Annotated in this window: 14 protein-coding genes; 9 read left to right on the top strand and 5 right to left on the bottom strand. The window is 45.4% G+C overall.

Annotation, left to right across the window (positions count from 1 at the left end):
• Window positions 1-2 precede the first annotated feature (2 nt).
• Window positions 3-464, bottom strand: coding sequence for an RTX toxin-activating lysine-acyltransferase RtxC (gene rtxC, locus GOU96_RS11055; protein WP_001881196.1), 462 nt, complete (start codon window positions 462-464; stop codon window positions 3-5).
• Between the two features lie 25 nt (window positions 465-489).
• Window positions 490-837, bottom strand: a complete 348-nt coding sequence (locus tag GOU96_RS11050; RefSeq protein ID WP_001906284.1) for a hypothetical protein — start codon at window positions 835-837, stop codon at window positions 490-492.
• Window positions 838-1,262: 425 nt separating this feature from the next.
• Here GOU96_RS11050 and rtxB point away from each other — a divergent pair, with 425 nt between their 5' ends.
• The 3 genes from rtxB to GOU96_RS11035 are packed head-to-tail and all read left to right on the top strand — an operon-like array spanning window position 1,263 to window position 6,894.
• Window positions 1,263-3,368, top strand: coding sequence for an RTX toxin T1SS ABC transporter subunit RtxB (rtxB, locus tag GOU96_RS11045; RefSeq protein WP_267781899.1), 2,106 nt, complete (start codon window positions 1,263-1,265; stop codon window positions 3,366-3,368).
• Window positions 3,365-4,726: an HlyD family type I secretion periplasmic adaptor subunit gene (locus GOU96_RS11040; RefSeq protein WP_001092348.1), complete on the top strand. Its 1,362-nt coding sequence runs from the start codon at window positions 3,365-3,367 to the stop codon at window positions 4,724-4,726. Before rtxB ends, GOU96_RS11040 begins: the two co-directional genes overlap by 4 nt.
• Before the next feature lie 2 nt (window positions 4,727-4,728).
• The gene (locus GOU96_RS11035; RefSeq protein ID WP_267781891.1) at window positions 4,729-6,894 is read left to right on the top strand and encodes a type I secretion system permease/ATPase; all 2,166 of its coding nucleotides are present in this window, start codon (window positions 4,729-4,731) and stop codon (window positions 6,892-6,894) included.
• A gap of 60 nt (window positions 6,895-6,954) precedes the next feature.
• On the opposite strand, the gene GOU96_RS11030 is transcribed toward GOU96_RS11035, so the two are convergent.
• The 3 genes from GOU96_RS11030 to GOU96_RS11020 all read right to left on the bottom strand — a co-directional run bounded on the left by GOU96_RS11030 (window position 6,955) and on the right by GOU96_RS11020 (window position 10,312).
• A complete protein-coding gene (locus GOU96_RS11030) occupies window positions 6,955-8,667 on the bottom strand; it encodes an ATP-binding protein (RefSeq protein WP_267781887.1) in 1,713 nt (570 codons plus the stop codon).
• A 2-nt stretch (window positions 8,668-8,669) separates the two neighbouring features.
• On the bottom strand, window positions 8,670-9,788 hold the full coding sequence (locus GOU96_RS11025) for an FIST signal transduction protein (RefSeq protein ID WP_000377952.1): 1,119 nt from the start codon (window positions 9,786-9,788) through the stop codon (window positions 8,670-8,672).
• A 167-nt stretch (window positions 9,789-9,955) separates the two neighbouring features.
• Window positions 9,956-10,312: a hypothetical protein gene (locus GOU96_RS11020; protein ID WP_175248911.1), complete on the bottom strand. Its 357-nt coding sequence runs from the start codon at window positions 10,310-10,312 to the stop codon at window positions 9,956-9,958.
• Between the two features lie 258 nt (window positions 10,313-10,570).
• On the opposite strand from GOU96_RS11020, the gene ccoN reads away from it, so the two are divergent.
• The 6 genes from ccoN to GOU96_RS10990 all read left to right on the top strand — a co-directional run.
• Window positions 10,571-11,998, top strand: coding sequence for a cytochrome-c oxidase, cbb3-type subunit I (ccoN, locus tag GOU96_RS11015; protein WP_000076726.1), 1,428 nt, complete (start codon window positions 10,571-10,573; stop codon window positions 11,996-11,998).
• Between the two features lie 13 nt (window positions 11,999-12,011).
• Entirely contained in the window at window positions 12,012-12,632 is a 621-nt protein-coding gene (ccoO, locus tag GOU96_RS11010) for a cytochrome-c oxidase, cbb3-type subunit II (protein ID WP_000097777.1), read from the top strand.
• 11 nt (window positions 12,633-12,643) lie between these two features.
• Window positions 12,644-12,808, top strand: coding sequence for a CcoQ/FixQ family Cbb3-type cytochrome c oxidase assembly chaperone (locus GOU96_RS11005; RefSeq protein ID WP_000351118.1), 165 nt, complete (start codon window positions 12,644-12,646; stop codon window positions 12,806-12,808).
• A 7-nt stretch (window positions 12,809-12,815) separates the two neighbouring features.
• Entirely contained in the window at window positions 12,816-13,796 is a 981-nt protein-coding gene (gene ccoP / locus GOU96_RS11000; protein WP_000206862.1) for a cytochrome-c oxidase, cbb3-type subunit III, read from the top strand.
• A gap of 78 nt (window positions 13,797-13,874) precedes the next feature.
• Window positions 13,875-14,351 carry a FixH family protein gene (locus GOU96_RS10995; RefSeq protein ID WP_000240593.1) on the top strand — a complete coding sequence of 159 codons (477 nt, stop codon included), beginning with the start codon at window positions 13,875-13,877 and terminating at the stop codon, window positions 14,349-14,351.
• Between the two features lie 4 nt (window positions 14,352-14,355).
• Window positions 14,356-15,786: heavy metal translocating P-type ATPase (locus tag GOU96_RS10990; RefSeq protein ID WP_324701963.1), on the top strand; the 1,431-nt coding region annotated here is incomplete at its 3' end.

Here is a 15,786-nt window from a genome sequence, read left to right as displayed (position 1 = left end):
GATTAAATAGAAAACCACTGCACCTTTCGGATACAGCGGTCATTTTGAGCATCCACCTTGCCGCGGACAGTACAGACTTTCTGCCCCTGCCACGGAAGAAATACACGACGACGAAGATCATTGACGACCTCGCGACCATGCCCGAATGGAGCAATCATCTCTGGAATGTAGATTTGCTGGCCCGAACGCCAGTCGGATGGAGATATTTCGCGCACACCAGAGAGCAGCTCATCTCGGATCTGCTCAGAGACAAACGCCCAATTACAAAAGGCAATTGGACGCCCATGCTCATCTTCGTAATAGCAAAACTGGTTTAGCTCAAACGCAGGCAGAATGCGTTGCAGCCATTCTGCAACCACATAACGACGATGAAGCGGCGAATGCTGGCTGAGCAGCATCACACCACCTATCATCTGTTGTATTTGCGCTAATGTGAGATTTGCAGGTTGATGTGTAATAGACATGTGCCCAGTATCAACCGATGCGCGGTTACTTTTTCACCTGAGCAGGGCGTTTCTTCGCTGCGGTTTTCTCTTCCGCGGCGGCGTCTTCTGCTGAATTTGCGGTGGCATCACCTGCTGGCAGAAATCCAGCAGCAACAAGCTTATTAAATTCGGCTTCCATTCTAGGATCTTCTAACATGTTTTTGATCATAGAAACCATGTACATAAAACCGGATGCAGGCATATGTACAACTTGCTTTAATTCAAGATCATTATCGCTTTCAGCCATAACGCCGTGCGCCATATTTTTTTGATCTTGACCTACGAAATAAAGAGAAAACACACCTTTATTGTAGTTAACACTCGAGACTGTCTGAACGAACTTCTCCATCATAAATTTCCCCATTTATTTTACACAGATATGAAAAGATGGTTTCTATGAACCAATCTTCTCCAGCAAGCCCAAAGGGCAAAATATAACAAATCAAACCTAGGGTTATTATTGTATTATTTATTTAAAGGCGGGATATTACATCGTTAAACCATGGCTATCAACCGACTTAAACACATTAAATTAGAGTATATGTTCTAATTCAACAGTGCAGTATTCACTCAATCTCACACGAATGCAAACATCAGACAAATTGCACATTAACGTGACTCATATCATTAATTTATATCAAATTTGACTACAAAATAAACTACTTCAACATTTATCATACAACGCTGACGGTGATTGAGGATTGAACATGTTAACAAGCGGTGATAGGATTCCGCCCTTTCAAAAATGCTGTAATACATCGGCGAAATAATTTAATGATATCCAACAATGAAAGACTCACGCTGATATGCATTCATTTTTATTTAAGTATCATCAGCGGTAATCGAGAAAAAACAAAAGACGAAAGTCATTTAACTGACACTGAAAACCTCAAAGAAGAACTGGATAAAATACAGAAAGAACACAAAGTTAAAATACGCACAAAAATTTCACAATTTAAAAACATCGAATCACTAAAAACACCTGCAATTTTATTTGATCAGCACGACTTACCATTTATTCTAGCAAAAACTAATAAAGATAAATGTTTAATACAAAGACCTAATAAAGAAACTCCCGAAGTTATCTCTTATCACGAACTTAATTCTGCTTGGAATAAAAAATCGTTAGTAATACAGCAAGCACAATCGCGCTTTGATATCACTTGGTTCATTCCTGAATTCCTCCAGCATAAAAGAGTGCTGAGCGAAATTCTTTTATTTTCGTTCGTACTGCAAATTCTGGCTCTGATCTCACCTCTGTTTTTTCAAGTGGTGATGGATAAAGTGCTGGTCCACCAAGCTTGGTCGACGTTAGATGTACTGGTATTGGGTCTAGTGATTACAGGGGTGATCGAAGTGGTGTTACGCGGATTGCGCGAATATCAGTATGCCCATACCGCCAACCGAATTGACATACAGCTTGGACTTAAACTGGTGCAGCATCTGTTTGGACTGCCGCTCATGTTTTTTAAATCACGCCAAGTCGGCGCGATTGTCACGCGTGTGCGCGAGCTCGACACAATTCGCGAGTTTTTGACTGGCTCTATGTTTACCTTAACGGTCGAGCTACTGTTTATGTTCGTCTTTCTTTACGTCATGAGCTTACTTTCTGCTCCGCTCACAGGGCTATTTATCGCTACTGTGCCCTGTTATGTCCTTCTCGCTTGGTGGCTCACACCAAGAATGCAGGCGGCGATTGAAAAGCAGTTTTCACATGCTGCGGTAAATACCTCATTTCTCACTGAAACCGTAGCCGGTAGTGAAACGCTGAAAAGTTTAGCGGTTGAGCCGCGATTTATCCGACGCTGGGATGAACAAACCGAAAAAATGGTCACAACGGGTTATGACGTCCAGCAGCTTAATAACCGCTCTAACCATTTAGTGCAGTTGCTGCAAAAAATCACCAGCGTCGCCATTTTATGGTTGGGGGCGACGGAAGTGCTCTCACTTGAAATGACCATTGGTCAACTGATCGCTTTCAACATGATGACCAACCACATTGCGCAGCCCTTAGCGCGGATGGTCGAGCTGTGGGGACAATTTATTCAAACTCGGGTCGCCATCGAGAAGCTCGGCGATATGCTTAACCTGCCGGTAGAACAACACACAGGGAGTGACAATGTCACTATAAGCGGTGCTATCAGTTTCAAAAACATCCTCTTTCGTTATCAACCGGATATTCCTCCTACCATTAATGATTTGTCGCTAGACATCCGTGCAGGTGAAACATTGGGGGTGGTCGGTACCTCGGGCTCAGGCAAAAGCACGCTCGCCCGCCTGTTGTTGCGACTTTATAGCCCTGAGCAAGGCAGTATTACCATTGACGGCATTCCACTCAATCACATCAATGTTCAACAACTCAGACAGCGAGTGGGTGTGGTATTGCAAGAGAACTTTTTATTTCACAAAAGCGTGAGTGAAAATATTGCCCAATCTAAGCCTGAGGCAAGTTTAGAGGAGATCATTGAGGCCGCAAAACTCTCGGGCGCACATGACTTCATCCTCAAACTCCCCATGGGTTACGACACAGTATTAGCGGAAGGTGGTCAATCGCTTTCAGGTGGTCAACGGCAGCGTCTCGCGATTGCACGCACCCTTTTATCAGATCCGAAAGTGCTGATTTTGGATGAAGCAACCAGTGCGCTGGATGACGAATCTCAAGCCGTCATTCAAGCCAATATGGCCAGCATTGCCAGAGGCCGTACGGTGATCACGATTGCTCATCGCTTGTCTACGGTGCGTGATTGCGATCGCATCATAGTGCTTCATCAAGGCACGATTGTTGAGCAAGGCTCACACCAACAATTACTCGCCTACGGCAAACAATACAAACAGTTATGGCAGCTTCAGCAAGAGCTCAAACAAGAGGAAGCCTCCGCATGAACACCATCATGAAGCGTTTCTTTGGTCAAAAGTCACCGCACCAACCCACGGAACATCACTATGAGTTTTTGCCCGCACATCTTGCTTTGGCTCAGCGTCCACCCTCGCCTTTTGCTCGCGTCACTGCGCTTACGCTCAGCTTAGGTGTGCTCGCAGCCTTGCTCTGGGCGTATTGGGGGAAATTAGATGTACAGGCCACCGCTACTGGCCGCCTTGTTGTATCTGGGCGTTCGCAAGTGATCCAGTCTTATGAGCAAAGCCGACTGTTAAGCATCCATGTCAGAGATGGTCAACGAGTTGAAAAAGGCGCCCCATTGCTGACTCTTGATACCTTGGGCGTCAATCAAGATATTACGCGTTTGGTCAGCCAAGCAGAGTTTCAAACGAACGAGTTGATCCGCTATCGCACCTTACTTAATGGCCAGCTCTTGACTCATGACCCAATGTTTACCGCTCTACCAGCCGAACAACAAGCTTTGATCCATGAAAACTATCTCAGCGAAAAAAACGAATTCGACTCAACGCTGGCAAGCATCACCGCCGAGATGAAGGTGAACCGCACGTCGCAAGCCGCGCGCCAAAGCGATATCCATGCGTTGTTGCAGCTCACAGAAAACATCAGTCAGCGCCTTGCCGCCCGCAAAAAGCTCAACCAAGTCAAAGTGATCGGTCATGTCGAGTATCTTGAACAAGAAAAAGAGCTGCTCGAAGCGCAGCGCCAAGTCGCCCAACAGCGAGCCGAGCTGGAAGTGCTTAAATCACAATATGAAAGCCTTGAAGAGCGGCTAGCGGGCTTCAAAGCGCAAAAGCAGCGAGAGTGGTTGGAAAAGCGCAGACAGGCCAGATTGCAATTGGCTTCTTTAAATCAAGAACTTTCTAAGGTTCGTGAGCGTGAGCAACTCGAAATCATCCGCTCGCCCGTTGACGGCACTGTGCAACAGTTGAGTGTCTATACCCTTGGGGCAGTACTGCAACCGGCACAAAACTTGATGATCATTGTGCCTGAGAACCGTGTGCAACAGGCAGAAGTGCAAATTCTCAATAAAGATGTGGGCTTCGTGTATCCAGGCCAATCGGTCACGGTCAAAGTCGATGCCTTCCCCTACACACGATACGGCACAATCGACGCAGAGCTACTCAGTATCTCGCGAGACTCAACAACAGATGAACAGTTAGGGCTGGTGTTCCCTGCTCAAATTCAGCTAAAAACCAACCATATTATGATTGATGGACAAACGGTCGAACTCACTCCCGGCATGTCGGTCGTCGCGGAAATCAAAACCGATAAACGACGTGTGATTGACTATCTGCTTAGCCCGATCCAGGAATACCAAGCTGAAGCGTTGAGGGAGAGATAGCAATGAACACCCGTTTTACAACCGACGCTCATAGGCTTGCTGAACAAACGTTACCACAAGGGTCTCCAAGAACTAATTGGGGTATCGAAGCTGTGGTCTACGCAGGTCAGCAATTTCACAAAAAATCGACCAGCTCGCAACTGAAACACGCGCTAGGGGTAAGCCACACAAATCTCACTGACATGGAAATGAGAGAGGCCGCCGACTATCTTGGCCTGAAAAGCCAAATAACAAAGCTCAGTATTCAAGCGTTCAATACGCTGCCACTCCCCGCTCTTATCGAATATCAGGGTGGCTGGAAAGTGATGATCCAAACCGATAATAACGGTTGGACGGCCTACGATCCTGCAACCGACTCTCTGCACACACTCTCGTTCACATCGGCTGAATCCACCGCGCATTACAAAGTCATGCTGATTGCGGATGAGTCTCTGAGCGTCAAAGAGGTCAAATTTGGTTTAAGCTGGTTCGCCCCTTCCATTCTTCATCAAAAAAGCCAACTGCGAGATGTGTTTCTTTACGCCATCGCGCTACAGATATTTGCGCTGGTTAGCCCGATGCTGTTTGAAAATGTTATCGATAAAGTGCTCGTGGGACGAAGCCTATCAAGCTTGCATGTGCTGGCGCTGGCGATGTTAGCGTTAGCGATAGCTGAGCCAGCATACAGCTATTTACGCAATACCGTATTTGGCCATCTTGCAAGCCAAGTGAATGCCGAGCTGTCAGGCCGACTCTATCGGCACTTAGTCGGTCTGCCATTAACCTATTTCAAGCAGCGCCAAACTGGGCAAATCATTGCGCGAGTGCGTGAAATGGCGCAAATCCGTCAGTTTCTGACGGGTTCGACTTTGATGCTATTACTTGATCTGATTTTTGTGACGGTTTTTCTCGCTGTCATGTTCCATTACGCCAGTACACTGACTTGGTTAGTGATTGGCTCGCTTGTGATTTATTTTGTGTTGTGGCTGATTGCAGGACCGCTGATCCGCAAAAAAGTGGAATCTGAATACGAGTCCGACGCTAATGCCACGACGTTTTTGACCGAAGCCGTTACCGGTATTGAAACCATCAAAACGACCGCGACGGAGCATCGCTTTCTCGAGCAGTGGCAACGCATTCTTAGCCAGCAGCTAAACCGTAGCTTTGATGCACAAAAATCGGGGCTCATCGCTGGGCAAGCTATCGCTCTGGTGCAGAAGCTGACGGCGGCACTGCTGCTTTGGTGGGGCGTGAGCGCGGTACTCAAAGGTGAAATCACTCCCGGTCAGTTAGTGGCCTTCAATATGCTCGCAGGCCATGTGACTCAGCCAGTCCTGCGACTGGCACAAATTTGGCAGGATTTTCAGCACACTCTTATCGCACTGAGACGGGTTGGCGATATCCTCGATGAACCGAGAGAAAACAGTAAACAAGGCTTAGCGTCCGTGCCCGAACTCGATGGTGGCATTGAGTTTAGTAACATTCGCTTTCGTTACCACCAAGATGCCCCTGAGGTACTGGCCAATCTATCACTCAAGATCAAACCGGGGCAATTTATCGGCGTTACTGGACCATCAGGTTCAGGCAAGAGCACACTCACTCGCCTGCTGCAACGCTTGTACGTTCCGCAACATGGTCAAGTGCTGGTGGACGGAATGGATCTTGCGATTGCGGATCCCGTGTCTCTGCGCTGCAATATGAGTGTGGTACTACAAGAGAGCATTCTTTTTTCCGGAAGTGTGGCGGACAATATTCGTTTATGTAAACCGCAGGCCAGCGATGAAGAAATCCGCCATGCCGCTCAATTGGCAGGTGCGTTAGCGTTTATTGAAGGACTTCCCCACGGTTTTAACCAACCGGTTGGGGAAAAAGGTGCAGCGCTTTCGGGAGGTCAAAGGCAACGTATCGCCTTAGCGAGAGCCTTGCTGGTCAATCCTAGAATCTTACTGCTGGATGAAGCGACCTCTGCTCTCGACTACAATTCTGAAGCGGCAATCATGAGCAATATGGATGAAATATGTCGTGGTCGCACTGTGATCAGTATTGCCCATCGCCTCAATACCATCCGCCATGCTGACAACATCTTTGTATTGGATAAAGGACAAGTCGCCGAAAGCGGTACACATGAGGAACTGCTTGCCCAGCAAGGGCTGTACGCCAAACTTTGGACGCAACAAGTGGGAGAATAGCAGGTTGAGAATTCGGTAGAAGATCCACAGGTTAATGCAGGCTGTGATCTACCAATCTAGCTATGGATTCAGGAAACGCTTTACAACCTCCATGATGTCTTTGCTGCGGATCGGTTTTAGTACAATGTCATTCATTCCCGCATCAATACAGTTTTGTTTGTCACTCCCGGCGGTGTGAGCAGTGAGTGCGATAATGGGGATATCAATATGTTTATCTCGGAGTATTTTGGTTGCAGCAATACCATCCATAATCGGCATGGAAATATCCATTAGCACCAGATCAAATACATGATTTTTTTCTAAAAGCTCCACCGCTTGCAGCCCATTTTCTGCAATCGTGACATCATAGCCCAACTTATTCAGTAGTAATTGAATGACCATTTGATTGGTCTTTGTGTCTTCCACAACAAGAATGTGATGATTTTTTACATTTACGATTTGTTGGGATGAGGACGCACTCTGTTTAATATTTTTCAAGCGAGATTGAAGTGGAATATATAAAGTAAAGGTTGTGCCTATACCGAACTCACTTTCAACTTGGATTGTGCCTCCCATCAATTCAACCAAATGTTTGGTAATCGCAAGGCCTAACCCTGTACCACCATAATTCCTTGTAATTGAATTATCCGCTTGAATAAAGGGGGTAAATAATTGTTCTACCCGATTCTTTTCAATCCCAATTCCTGTATCTTTGACTCGAAATACGACGCCATCCTTGGTGTAGTCTAATACTACATCCACTTGACCTTGTTTAGTGAACTTGATGGCGTTACCAACAATATTAAAGAGTATCTGTGTGAGTCTTGCCGAATCGGTGTAGTACTCTAATGTTGGATTCTTATTCGATTGAACATAAAAATGCACACCTTTATCTTGCGCAATCTGTCTGTGATAAACCAAAGATTGATCTAGTTTCTTTTCTAGATCCAACCAGTGACAGTGTAACGAAAAGTGCCCAGACTCGATTCGGCTTAAATCTAAAATATCATTGATAATAATGAGAAGAAGTTCGGCAGAGTTTTCCATCTGCTCAAGCAGCTCAACTTGGTAACTCGTTGACTCTCCACGTAAAATATCAATCAACCCAAGCACCGCATTCAACGGGGTTCTGAGCTCATGGCTCATCATCGCGAGGAAGTTGGACTTAGATTGGTTAGCTTGCTCTGCCAGTTTTTGCGCCAAACGCAGTTCACGCGTTCTTATTTCTACGAGTTTTTGTAACTCTTCTTTATGTTCAATATCTGAGATTGCTCTTTCTAACAGCGGCCTAAAACGTGACAACGTCTCTTTTGCTTCAAGAGAAAACTGACCTTTATTCTGCCCTAATAAGATGAGAACAGAATCGCTGATTTGAGCTTGAATCCCTGTAATCAAAGCGGAATAAACCGGCTTCTCAATCGACCCCATTAAGCAGGCAAACTCATCTAACTTACAAGGTTCAAATAACAGAATGCACTCACCATTCAGCACACGCTGAAATTTAACTCCGTTTGGCCAAATAACATCATTAAATGAGGCGTTTGAGGCAATCGCCGTACGAAACTGGTGACCGTTTTTATCTTTGGAAATAACAATAAAATCATCAAACTGAATATATCGATTCAATAATGTTTTTAATTCTTCAAAGATATGATTTTTGTTGGTGGCAACACTGAATGCAGAGATAGCAGCGAGAATTACCCTGTTCTCTTCTGCAAGCTGTTTTCCTCGTTCAATGCTTCTTTGTAACTCAAGAGTCAATTCATTTACTTTCTCTGTGTATTCAGAATCCATTTTCATGCCTCATAAAATACAACAGAAGAAATCATTAAGTTACCGTGCGCATTTTCACCATTAATAAAACGGCCTTGCTCTCCAAAAGTGAAGGGACAAATAAAAGCGCAACCATTGAGCTGCTCCATTATTTTCTGTTGAACCTTATGTATATCTTGACCAAGCCTCAACATGGAACCGGCACAGAATATAGTTAAAGAACCAAATAACGCCCGATCTTGGTAACTTTTATAACTCGCTTCCTGAATAACGCGCGTCACACGTTCAATAAGCTGATTTTGCGATCCCGTCATCAAGCTTACTTGCTCTCCGACTTCCACATTCGCAAACATTTCTAGCCCACCATTTTCAGTCCTTCTCACGGGGTGAGTAAGCTTATATTGCGGTGAACAGCTCTCCTCCTTTCCCACCACTCTTCCTAAAGGAAACCGAGTCACATGTTCGAAAAGGTACTGTTCCGTGATTTGAATTCCCGAGTGATCCCCAATCCACTCTTTATAAAGTCCACTGGCCGATTCGTTATCAATTTCCTCAATCACTCGACCTTTGGCTTTCGTGATCACACCAGAAAATTCGGTTGGAGAATATCCTGCGCTGAATCCACCAAAAACCGACTGCGATGGAAACATCAATTGCAATGCAATGCCTTTATCGGTAGCGCCTTCCTGCGTGAAGATAGACCAATTTTGACTGATGAAATTATCCGCAGCACTCCCGCCAATAATGGGGACTTGAGAGCCAAACTTGTTATCGATTCCTTCAATCAAAACTTCTTCAATACCGGGGGTGGCATGCAAAAGCACAAGACTAGGTAACTCTCCCGTTCTATCGGCACTTTCTAGTGCATTATCAATCGCTTGATCAATTAACTCAGGGATGGGGCGATTATCGCAAAGAGAGATCAATGCCGTGCCGTAAGCAGCCTGAGGACTATCATAAATCCCCATGATTCCCACTGCCGGATTGGAAAAATACCCATCTTGCGTCATCACACCACGACAGGAAGAACATCCGATAATTGGAATGCCGGGAAATGCCGCTTTTAACATTGAGGATAAAAGTTGAGCATCGTATTCTTCAGTGAAATAGCAGATTAAATTCGATAAACCATTGCTATCCATAGACTGTTGTAGTTCATGGATACAAGAATAGACATCAACTTGAGTAGAAACGGTTGTTTTTAGCCGCATTGAACGAGTTTTGTATACGTGAGATGACACTATTTATACCTGATATATCGGAGTGTTTAAATAGCGCCAATCTATGGTTTAGGCGTTGAGTGATGATTCTACGGTAGGTAACGCAGTTTTAGTGTGATGCCATGGTTAATTTTAAGCTCGATATTGTCTTGCGTTGTTGGGGACACTAATAGCACTCCAGACTGGAATTCCGTCAAACCATTTATTTCGATTGACCATTGCTCATCCCATGGCGAAATGGAGTACTTGGGAACGTCTCGTGACCCGAGTTGATAGACAGTCACCCGCTTCCCCTCTATATCAAATTGACAAGGTTTTTCCATTCCACAAGTTATGAGCGTACCACTTTCATGTGAGAAGGTTCGCCATAGAAAAGCACTAATCAACACCAGCAAGGTGATTAGGATTTGAGCAAGTCGGGCTTTTGTGAGTTTTTCGGCTGCCATGAACGCGGGTTCCTCGTGTAACAAACTTCAAATTTTTGAAATAAAAGGCCAAAACCTGATGGAGTGTAAGGTTACTACACTGTCATTGAATTGTTAATTGAAGTATAGTTAGACGTTGAAAATGCCACTTTTTCATAAAGTCAGCAACAAGAATTAATAGCTTAGATGTCATTGTTTTTGTTGTGGATTTGGGTGGTGTTACGACGAAAGTCGTGTTGGAAGTAAAAGTGTAGTTAATTAAACATTGGAAGCATGCAAATGAGCCAAGAAAAGCAGCTTGAACAAAACTACAACTATACCGTGGTCCGCCAATTTACCCTGGTAACAATTCTCTGGGGTATCGTCGGTATGGCTGTAGGGGTTTTGATTGCCGCTCAATTAGTTTGGCCACAGCTAAACTTTGATACGCCGTGGTTGACGTACAGTCGCTTACGTCCTCTGCATACTAATGCGGTAATTTTTGCGTTTGGTACAAGTGCCCTGTTTGCAACATCATATTATGTTGTGCAGCGTACTTGCCAAACTCGTCTGTTCGGTGGACCGTTAGTTCCCTTTACCTTTTGGGGATGGCAAGCGATTATCGTTTCCGCTGCAATCACCTTACCTTTGGGTTACACCTCAGGTAAAGAGTACGCAGAACTGGAATGGCCAATCGACATCGCCATCGCAGCGGTTTGGGTCGCTTATGCGGTTGTGTTCTTTGGAACCCTAGTAAAACGTAAAACATCTCATATTTACGTGGCTAACTGGTTCTTCGGTGCCTTTATTATTACCGTTGCGGTATTGCACATTGTAAACAGTATGGCGCTCCCCGTTTCGATGGGTAAGTCTTACTCTATCTACGCTGGTGCCGTCGATGCCATGGTGCAATGGTGGTATGGTCACAACGCTGTAGGTTTCCTGCTCACGGCTGGCTTCCTAGGCATGATGTACTACTTTGTTCCTAAACAAGCTGAACGCCCAGTCTACTCTTACCGTCTGTCTATCGTTCACTTTTGGGCTCTGATTTCTCTCTATATTTGGGCTGGTCCGCACCATTTGCATTACACCGCACTACCTGACTGGACTCAGTCTTTGGGCATGGTAATGTCTCTCGTGCTGTTCGCACCCTCTTGGGGTGGGATGATCAACGGTATCATGACTCTTTCTGGTGCATGGCATAAGCTGCGCTATGATCCGATTCTTCGTTTCTTGATCGTTTCTCTGTCTTTCTACGGCATGTCTACGTTTGAAGGCCCGATGATGTCAATCAAGACCGTCAATGCTCTATCCCACTACACCGACTGGACGATTGGTCACGTTCACTCTGGTGCGCTTGGTTGGGTAGCTATGGTGTCGATTGGTTCTGTATACCATCTGATTCCACGTCTTTTTGGACAAGAGCGCATGTACTCTGTCAGTCTGATCAATGCTCACTTCTGGTTAGCCACGATTGGTACAGTTCTGTACATCGTTGCAATGTGGATCTCAGGCGTAATGCAAGGTTTGATGTGGCGTGCAGTGAACTCTGACGGCACACTGACATACAGCTTTGTCGAGTCAGTGCAAGCGTCATATCCGTTCTATACCGTGCGTTTCATCGGTGGTTTCATCTTCTTGTCTGGGATGTTCCTGATGGCTTACAACGCCTATAAGACCATTTCTGCACCTAAAAATAGCCTAAAAGCTATTGTGCAACCGGCATAAGGAGAATTAAGCAATGAGTTCTAATTCTAATAATCGCCATGAACTACTTGAGCGTAATGTCGGCTTACTGGCTATTTTTATTGTTTTTGCCATCAGTTGGGGGGCTCTGGTTGAGATTACTCCATTGATTTTCCAAAAACAGACCACGGAAGAAGTACAGAACCTCAAACCTTATACCGCGTTGCAACTCGAAGGTCGCGATATTTACATCCGTGAAGGTTGTAACGTTTGTCACAGCCAGATGGTGCGCCCATTCCGTTCTGAAACCGAGCGTTATGGCCATTACTCTGTGGCAGGTGAAAGTGTTTGGGAACACCCATTTTTATGGGGCTCTAAACGTACTGGTCCTGACTTAGCACGCGTGGGTGGTCGTTATTCTGATGAATGGCACCGTGTTCACCTATTGAACCCACGTGAACTGGTTCCTGAATCAAATATGCCTGCATTCCCATGGCTGGCAAAAAACACTCTGGACGGTAAATACACGCAACAAAAGATGACCTTGTTCCGTGACAAGTTTGGTGTTCCGTACACAGATGAACAAATCGCAAATGCGACAAAAGATGTAGAAGGTAAAACAGAGATGGATGCCATCATTGCTTATCTTCAATCTCTTGGTCATGCAATGAAATAGCAGAGGTAATTATGGATATCGGTACTATTCACAGTATTTGGACCATAGTGCTGTTCGTATGCTTTATAGGCGTGGTTTGGTGGGCTTATGGCAAAAAGCGTAAAGCGCGTTTTGATGAAGCTGCAAACCTCATCTTCGCCGATGAAGAGCAAAATACCTCGAAAAACAAGGAGTGACTAAGTAATGACTACATTCTGGAGTCTTTGGATCATCGTGATTACTGTGGGTACTTTGCTCGGTTGCGCTATTCTGCTCGTTTGGTGTCTGAAAGACAAAATGGGTGTTGAAGAAGGCGTTGACATGGGCCATGAGTACGATGGCATTCGCGAGTTGAACAACCCGTTGCCAAAATGGTGGACCTATCTATTTATTGGTACTTTCATTTTTGCAGCCATTTATTTAACCCTTTACCCAGGTTTAGGCAGCTTTAAAGGCATTCTCGGCTGGCAAAGTTCAGACCAGACCGTACGTTCTCTTGAAGAATCACGTGCTTCGATTGCTGCCGCACAGCAAAACAAACAACTGGTTCAGTATTCAAAAGAACTGGACGACGCTGAAGCTTACTACGGTGAAGCTTTCAAACGTTTGGCTTATCAAGACGGCACCACTAACTTACGCGAAATCCCAGATATCGCTGCCGATAGTGATGCTTTAAAAGTAGGTCAACGCCTGTTTTTACAGAACTGCTCTCAATGTCACGGCTCAGATGCTCGCGGCCAAAAAGGCTTTCCTAACTTGACTGATGATGCATGGCTGTATGGTGGTGAACCACAAGCGATTGTGACCACCATTCGCCATGGCCGTATTGGCCAAATGCCAGCATGGAAAGACATTTTAGGCGAGCAAGGTGTGAAGGAAGTCGTTAGTTATACCTTAAGCCTGTCGGGTCGTTCTGTGAATGCTAAAGAAGCAGAAGCAGGTAAAGCTCGTTTCGCCGTTTGTTCTGCATGTCATGGTACTGACGGTAAAGGTAACCCAGCCTTTGGTGCACCAAACCTAACGGATAATGACTGGTTATTTGGCGATTCACGCGCAGAAGTAACAGATGTGGTGATGAATGGCCGCTCTGGGGTAATGCCAGCATGGAACGACATTTTAGGTGAAGACAAAGTGCAATTGGTCGCAGCCTACGTATGGAGTTTAAGCAACTCAGAGAATAAGTAACATTCTAATAACAGCCCCTTTTCAAGGGGCTGTCTTTCTTATATTTTTTAGCCTCTTTTCGTTGTAGAGAACTTTCTTATGGTAAAGCCTTGGTATAAACAATTTTGGCCTTGGTTCCTGATCATACTACCTCTCACTGTAGTGATCTGGACGGTCGTCACCGTTATTGTTTTTGCAAATAACTCCGTTTCATTAGTCACTGAGGATTACTATAAAAAAGGCAAAGGCATTAATATTGATCTTACTAAAATCAATGTCGCCAAAGAGTTGGGATTGAACGCTACCGTTCACTCTGAAGGTAGCACGGTCATCATTGAATTCGACAAAGGTCAACTTGCTCACTTCCCTGCTATTCAAGCCATGTTTGCTCATCGCACACTACCTGATCGCGATTTTTCTCAGCTGATAACGGCAGATGCAAAAGGAATTTATCGTTTAAATCTGGAGAATGAACTGCAAGGCCCTTGGTTTATCGAACTGACTCCGCATGATGGCCAATGGCTTGTCCAAGGTCGCGTCACCTTCCCCTCTTCTCCAACGGCATTAATGAATTAAGATCATGGACAAAACGTGTTATCACTGCGGTGAGGATGTACCTGCCGGCACAAATTTCCACGTTGATATTTTGGGTGAACAACGTGACATGTGCTGCCCCGGCTGCCAAACGGTTGCTCAAACCATTGTCGATAGTGGCCTCGTTTCTTACTACCAATTCCGCACCGCACCAGCGGAAAAGGTGGAATTGGTTCCCGAGCAATTGAAAGCTTTGATTCACTACGACAATAGTGATGTCCAAGCCGAGTTTGTGCGTAGCAAAGATGACCACTCTGAGGTGACATTGTCACTCGATGGTGTTTCATGTGCCGCCTGTGCGTGGTTAATTGAAAAACAGCTACACACCGAGCCGGGCGTCGTCTCTATTCGAGTCAATACAACAACCAATCGAGCGCTCCTCAGTTGGGACCGAACCAAAACCCAGCTAAGCCATGTATTAGCTCAAATTCATAAACTGGGTTATAAAGCCGCGCCTTTTGAAGCTGACAAGCATGAAGCGCAATACCACGATGCCATGAAAACATACTTGTATCGTCTTGGTATCGCGGGATTGGCGAGCATGCAGGTGATGATGCTGGCTGTCGCACTTTATCTCGAGGCGTTTGGCGATCTGGATGCCGAGTTTAAAAACTATTTCCGCTGGGTGAGCTTAATTTTTGCTACTCCTGTCTTACTCTACTCGGCTCTGCCATTTTACTTAAATGCATGGCGCAGTATTCGTGGTCGCACTTTAGGCATGGATGTCCCCGTCTCTCTCGCACTCATCTTTGCTTATATAGCAAGCTTAGTCGCAACCATTACCGAACAAGGTGAAGTGTTCTTCGAATCGATCTCCATGTTTACCTTCTTCTTATTGGTAGGCCGCTTTTTAGAGATGAGAGCGAGACGTAAGGCGGCTGCCGCAAGTGGTAACCTGTTGAAACTCATTCCCGCGATTGCAACAACGTTAGACGGTCAACAAGTACCGGTAAAAACGCTCAAGCCCGGCGACTGTGTACGAGTTTTGCCTGGTGAACACATTCCAGCAGATGGTGAAATCATTAATAACCGAGTTCATATTGATGAATCTATGTTAACGGGTGAGTCTTTACCCGTTGTCAAAGCGACAGGGGATCACGTGTTTGCTGGAACACTGAATGGTGATGAATCGTTTGATCTGCGTGTCACCGCTTCAAAAGCCGATTCAGTTATTTCCAATATTGTGAGACTGCAAGATGATGCTCAATCCTCCAAGCCAAAAATTGCGGAAATTGCCGATATTGTGGCGCGTTACTTTGTTGCCATCATATTAGTTATTGCTGCAGGCACATGGTTTTTCTGGCATCAGGTACGACCTGAAGATGCGTTTTGGATTATGCTTTCGGTATTAGTCGCCACCTGCCCTTGCGCACTTTCTCTCGCAACACCGACCGCCTTGACCTGCGCGACCTCCAGT

It is taken from the genome of Vibrio sp. R-1 (assembly GCF_035615595.1).
In the GTDB taxonomy this organism is placed as follows: domain Bacteria; phylum Pseudomonadota; class Gammaproteobacteria; order Enterobacterales; family Vibrionaceae; genus Vibrio; species Vibrio cholerae.
Note: the sequence above shows the minus strand (reverse complement) of the source record. Positions and strands in the feature narration are given on the sequence as shown.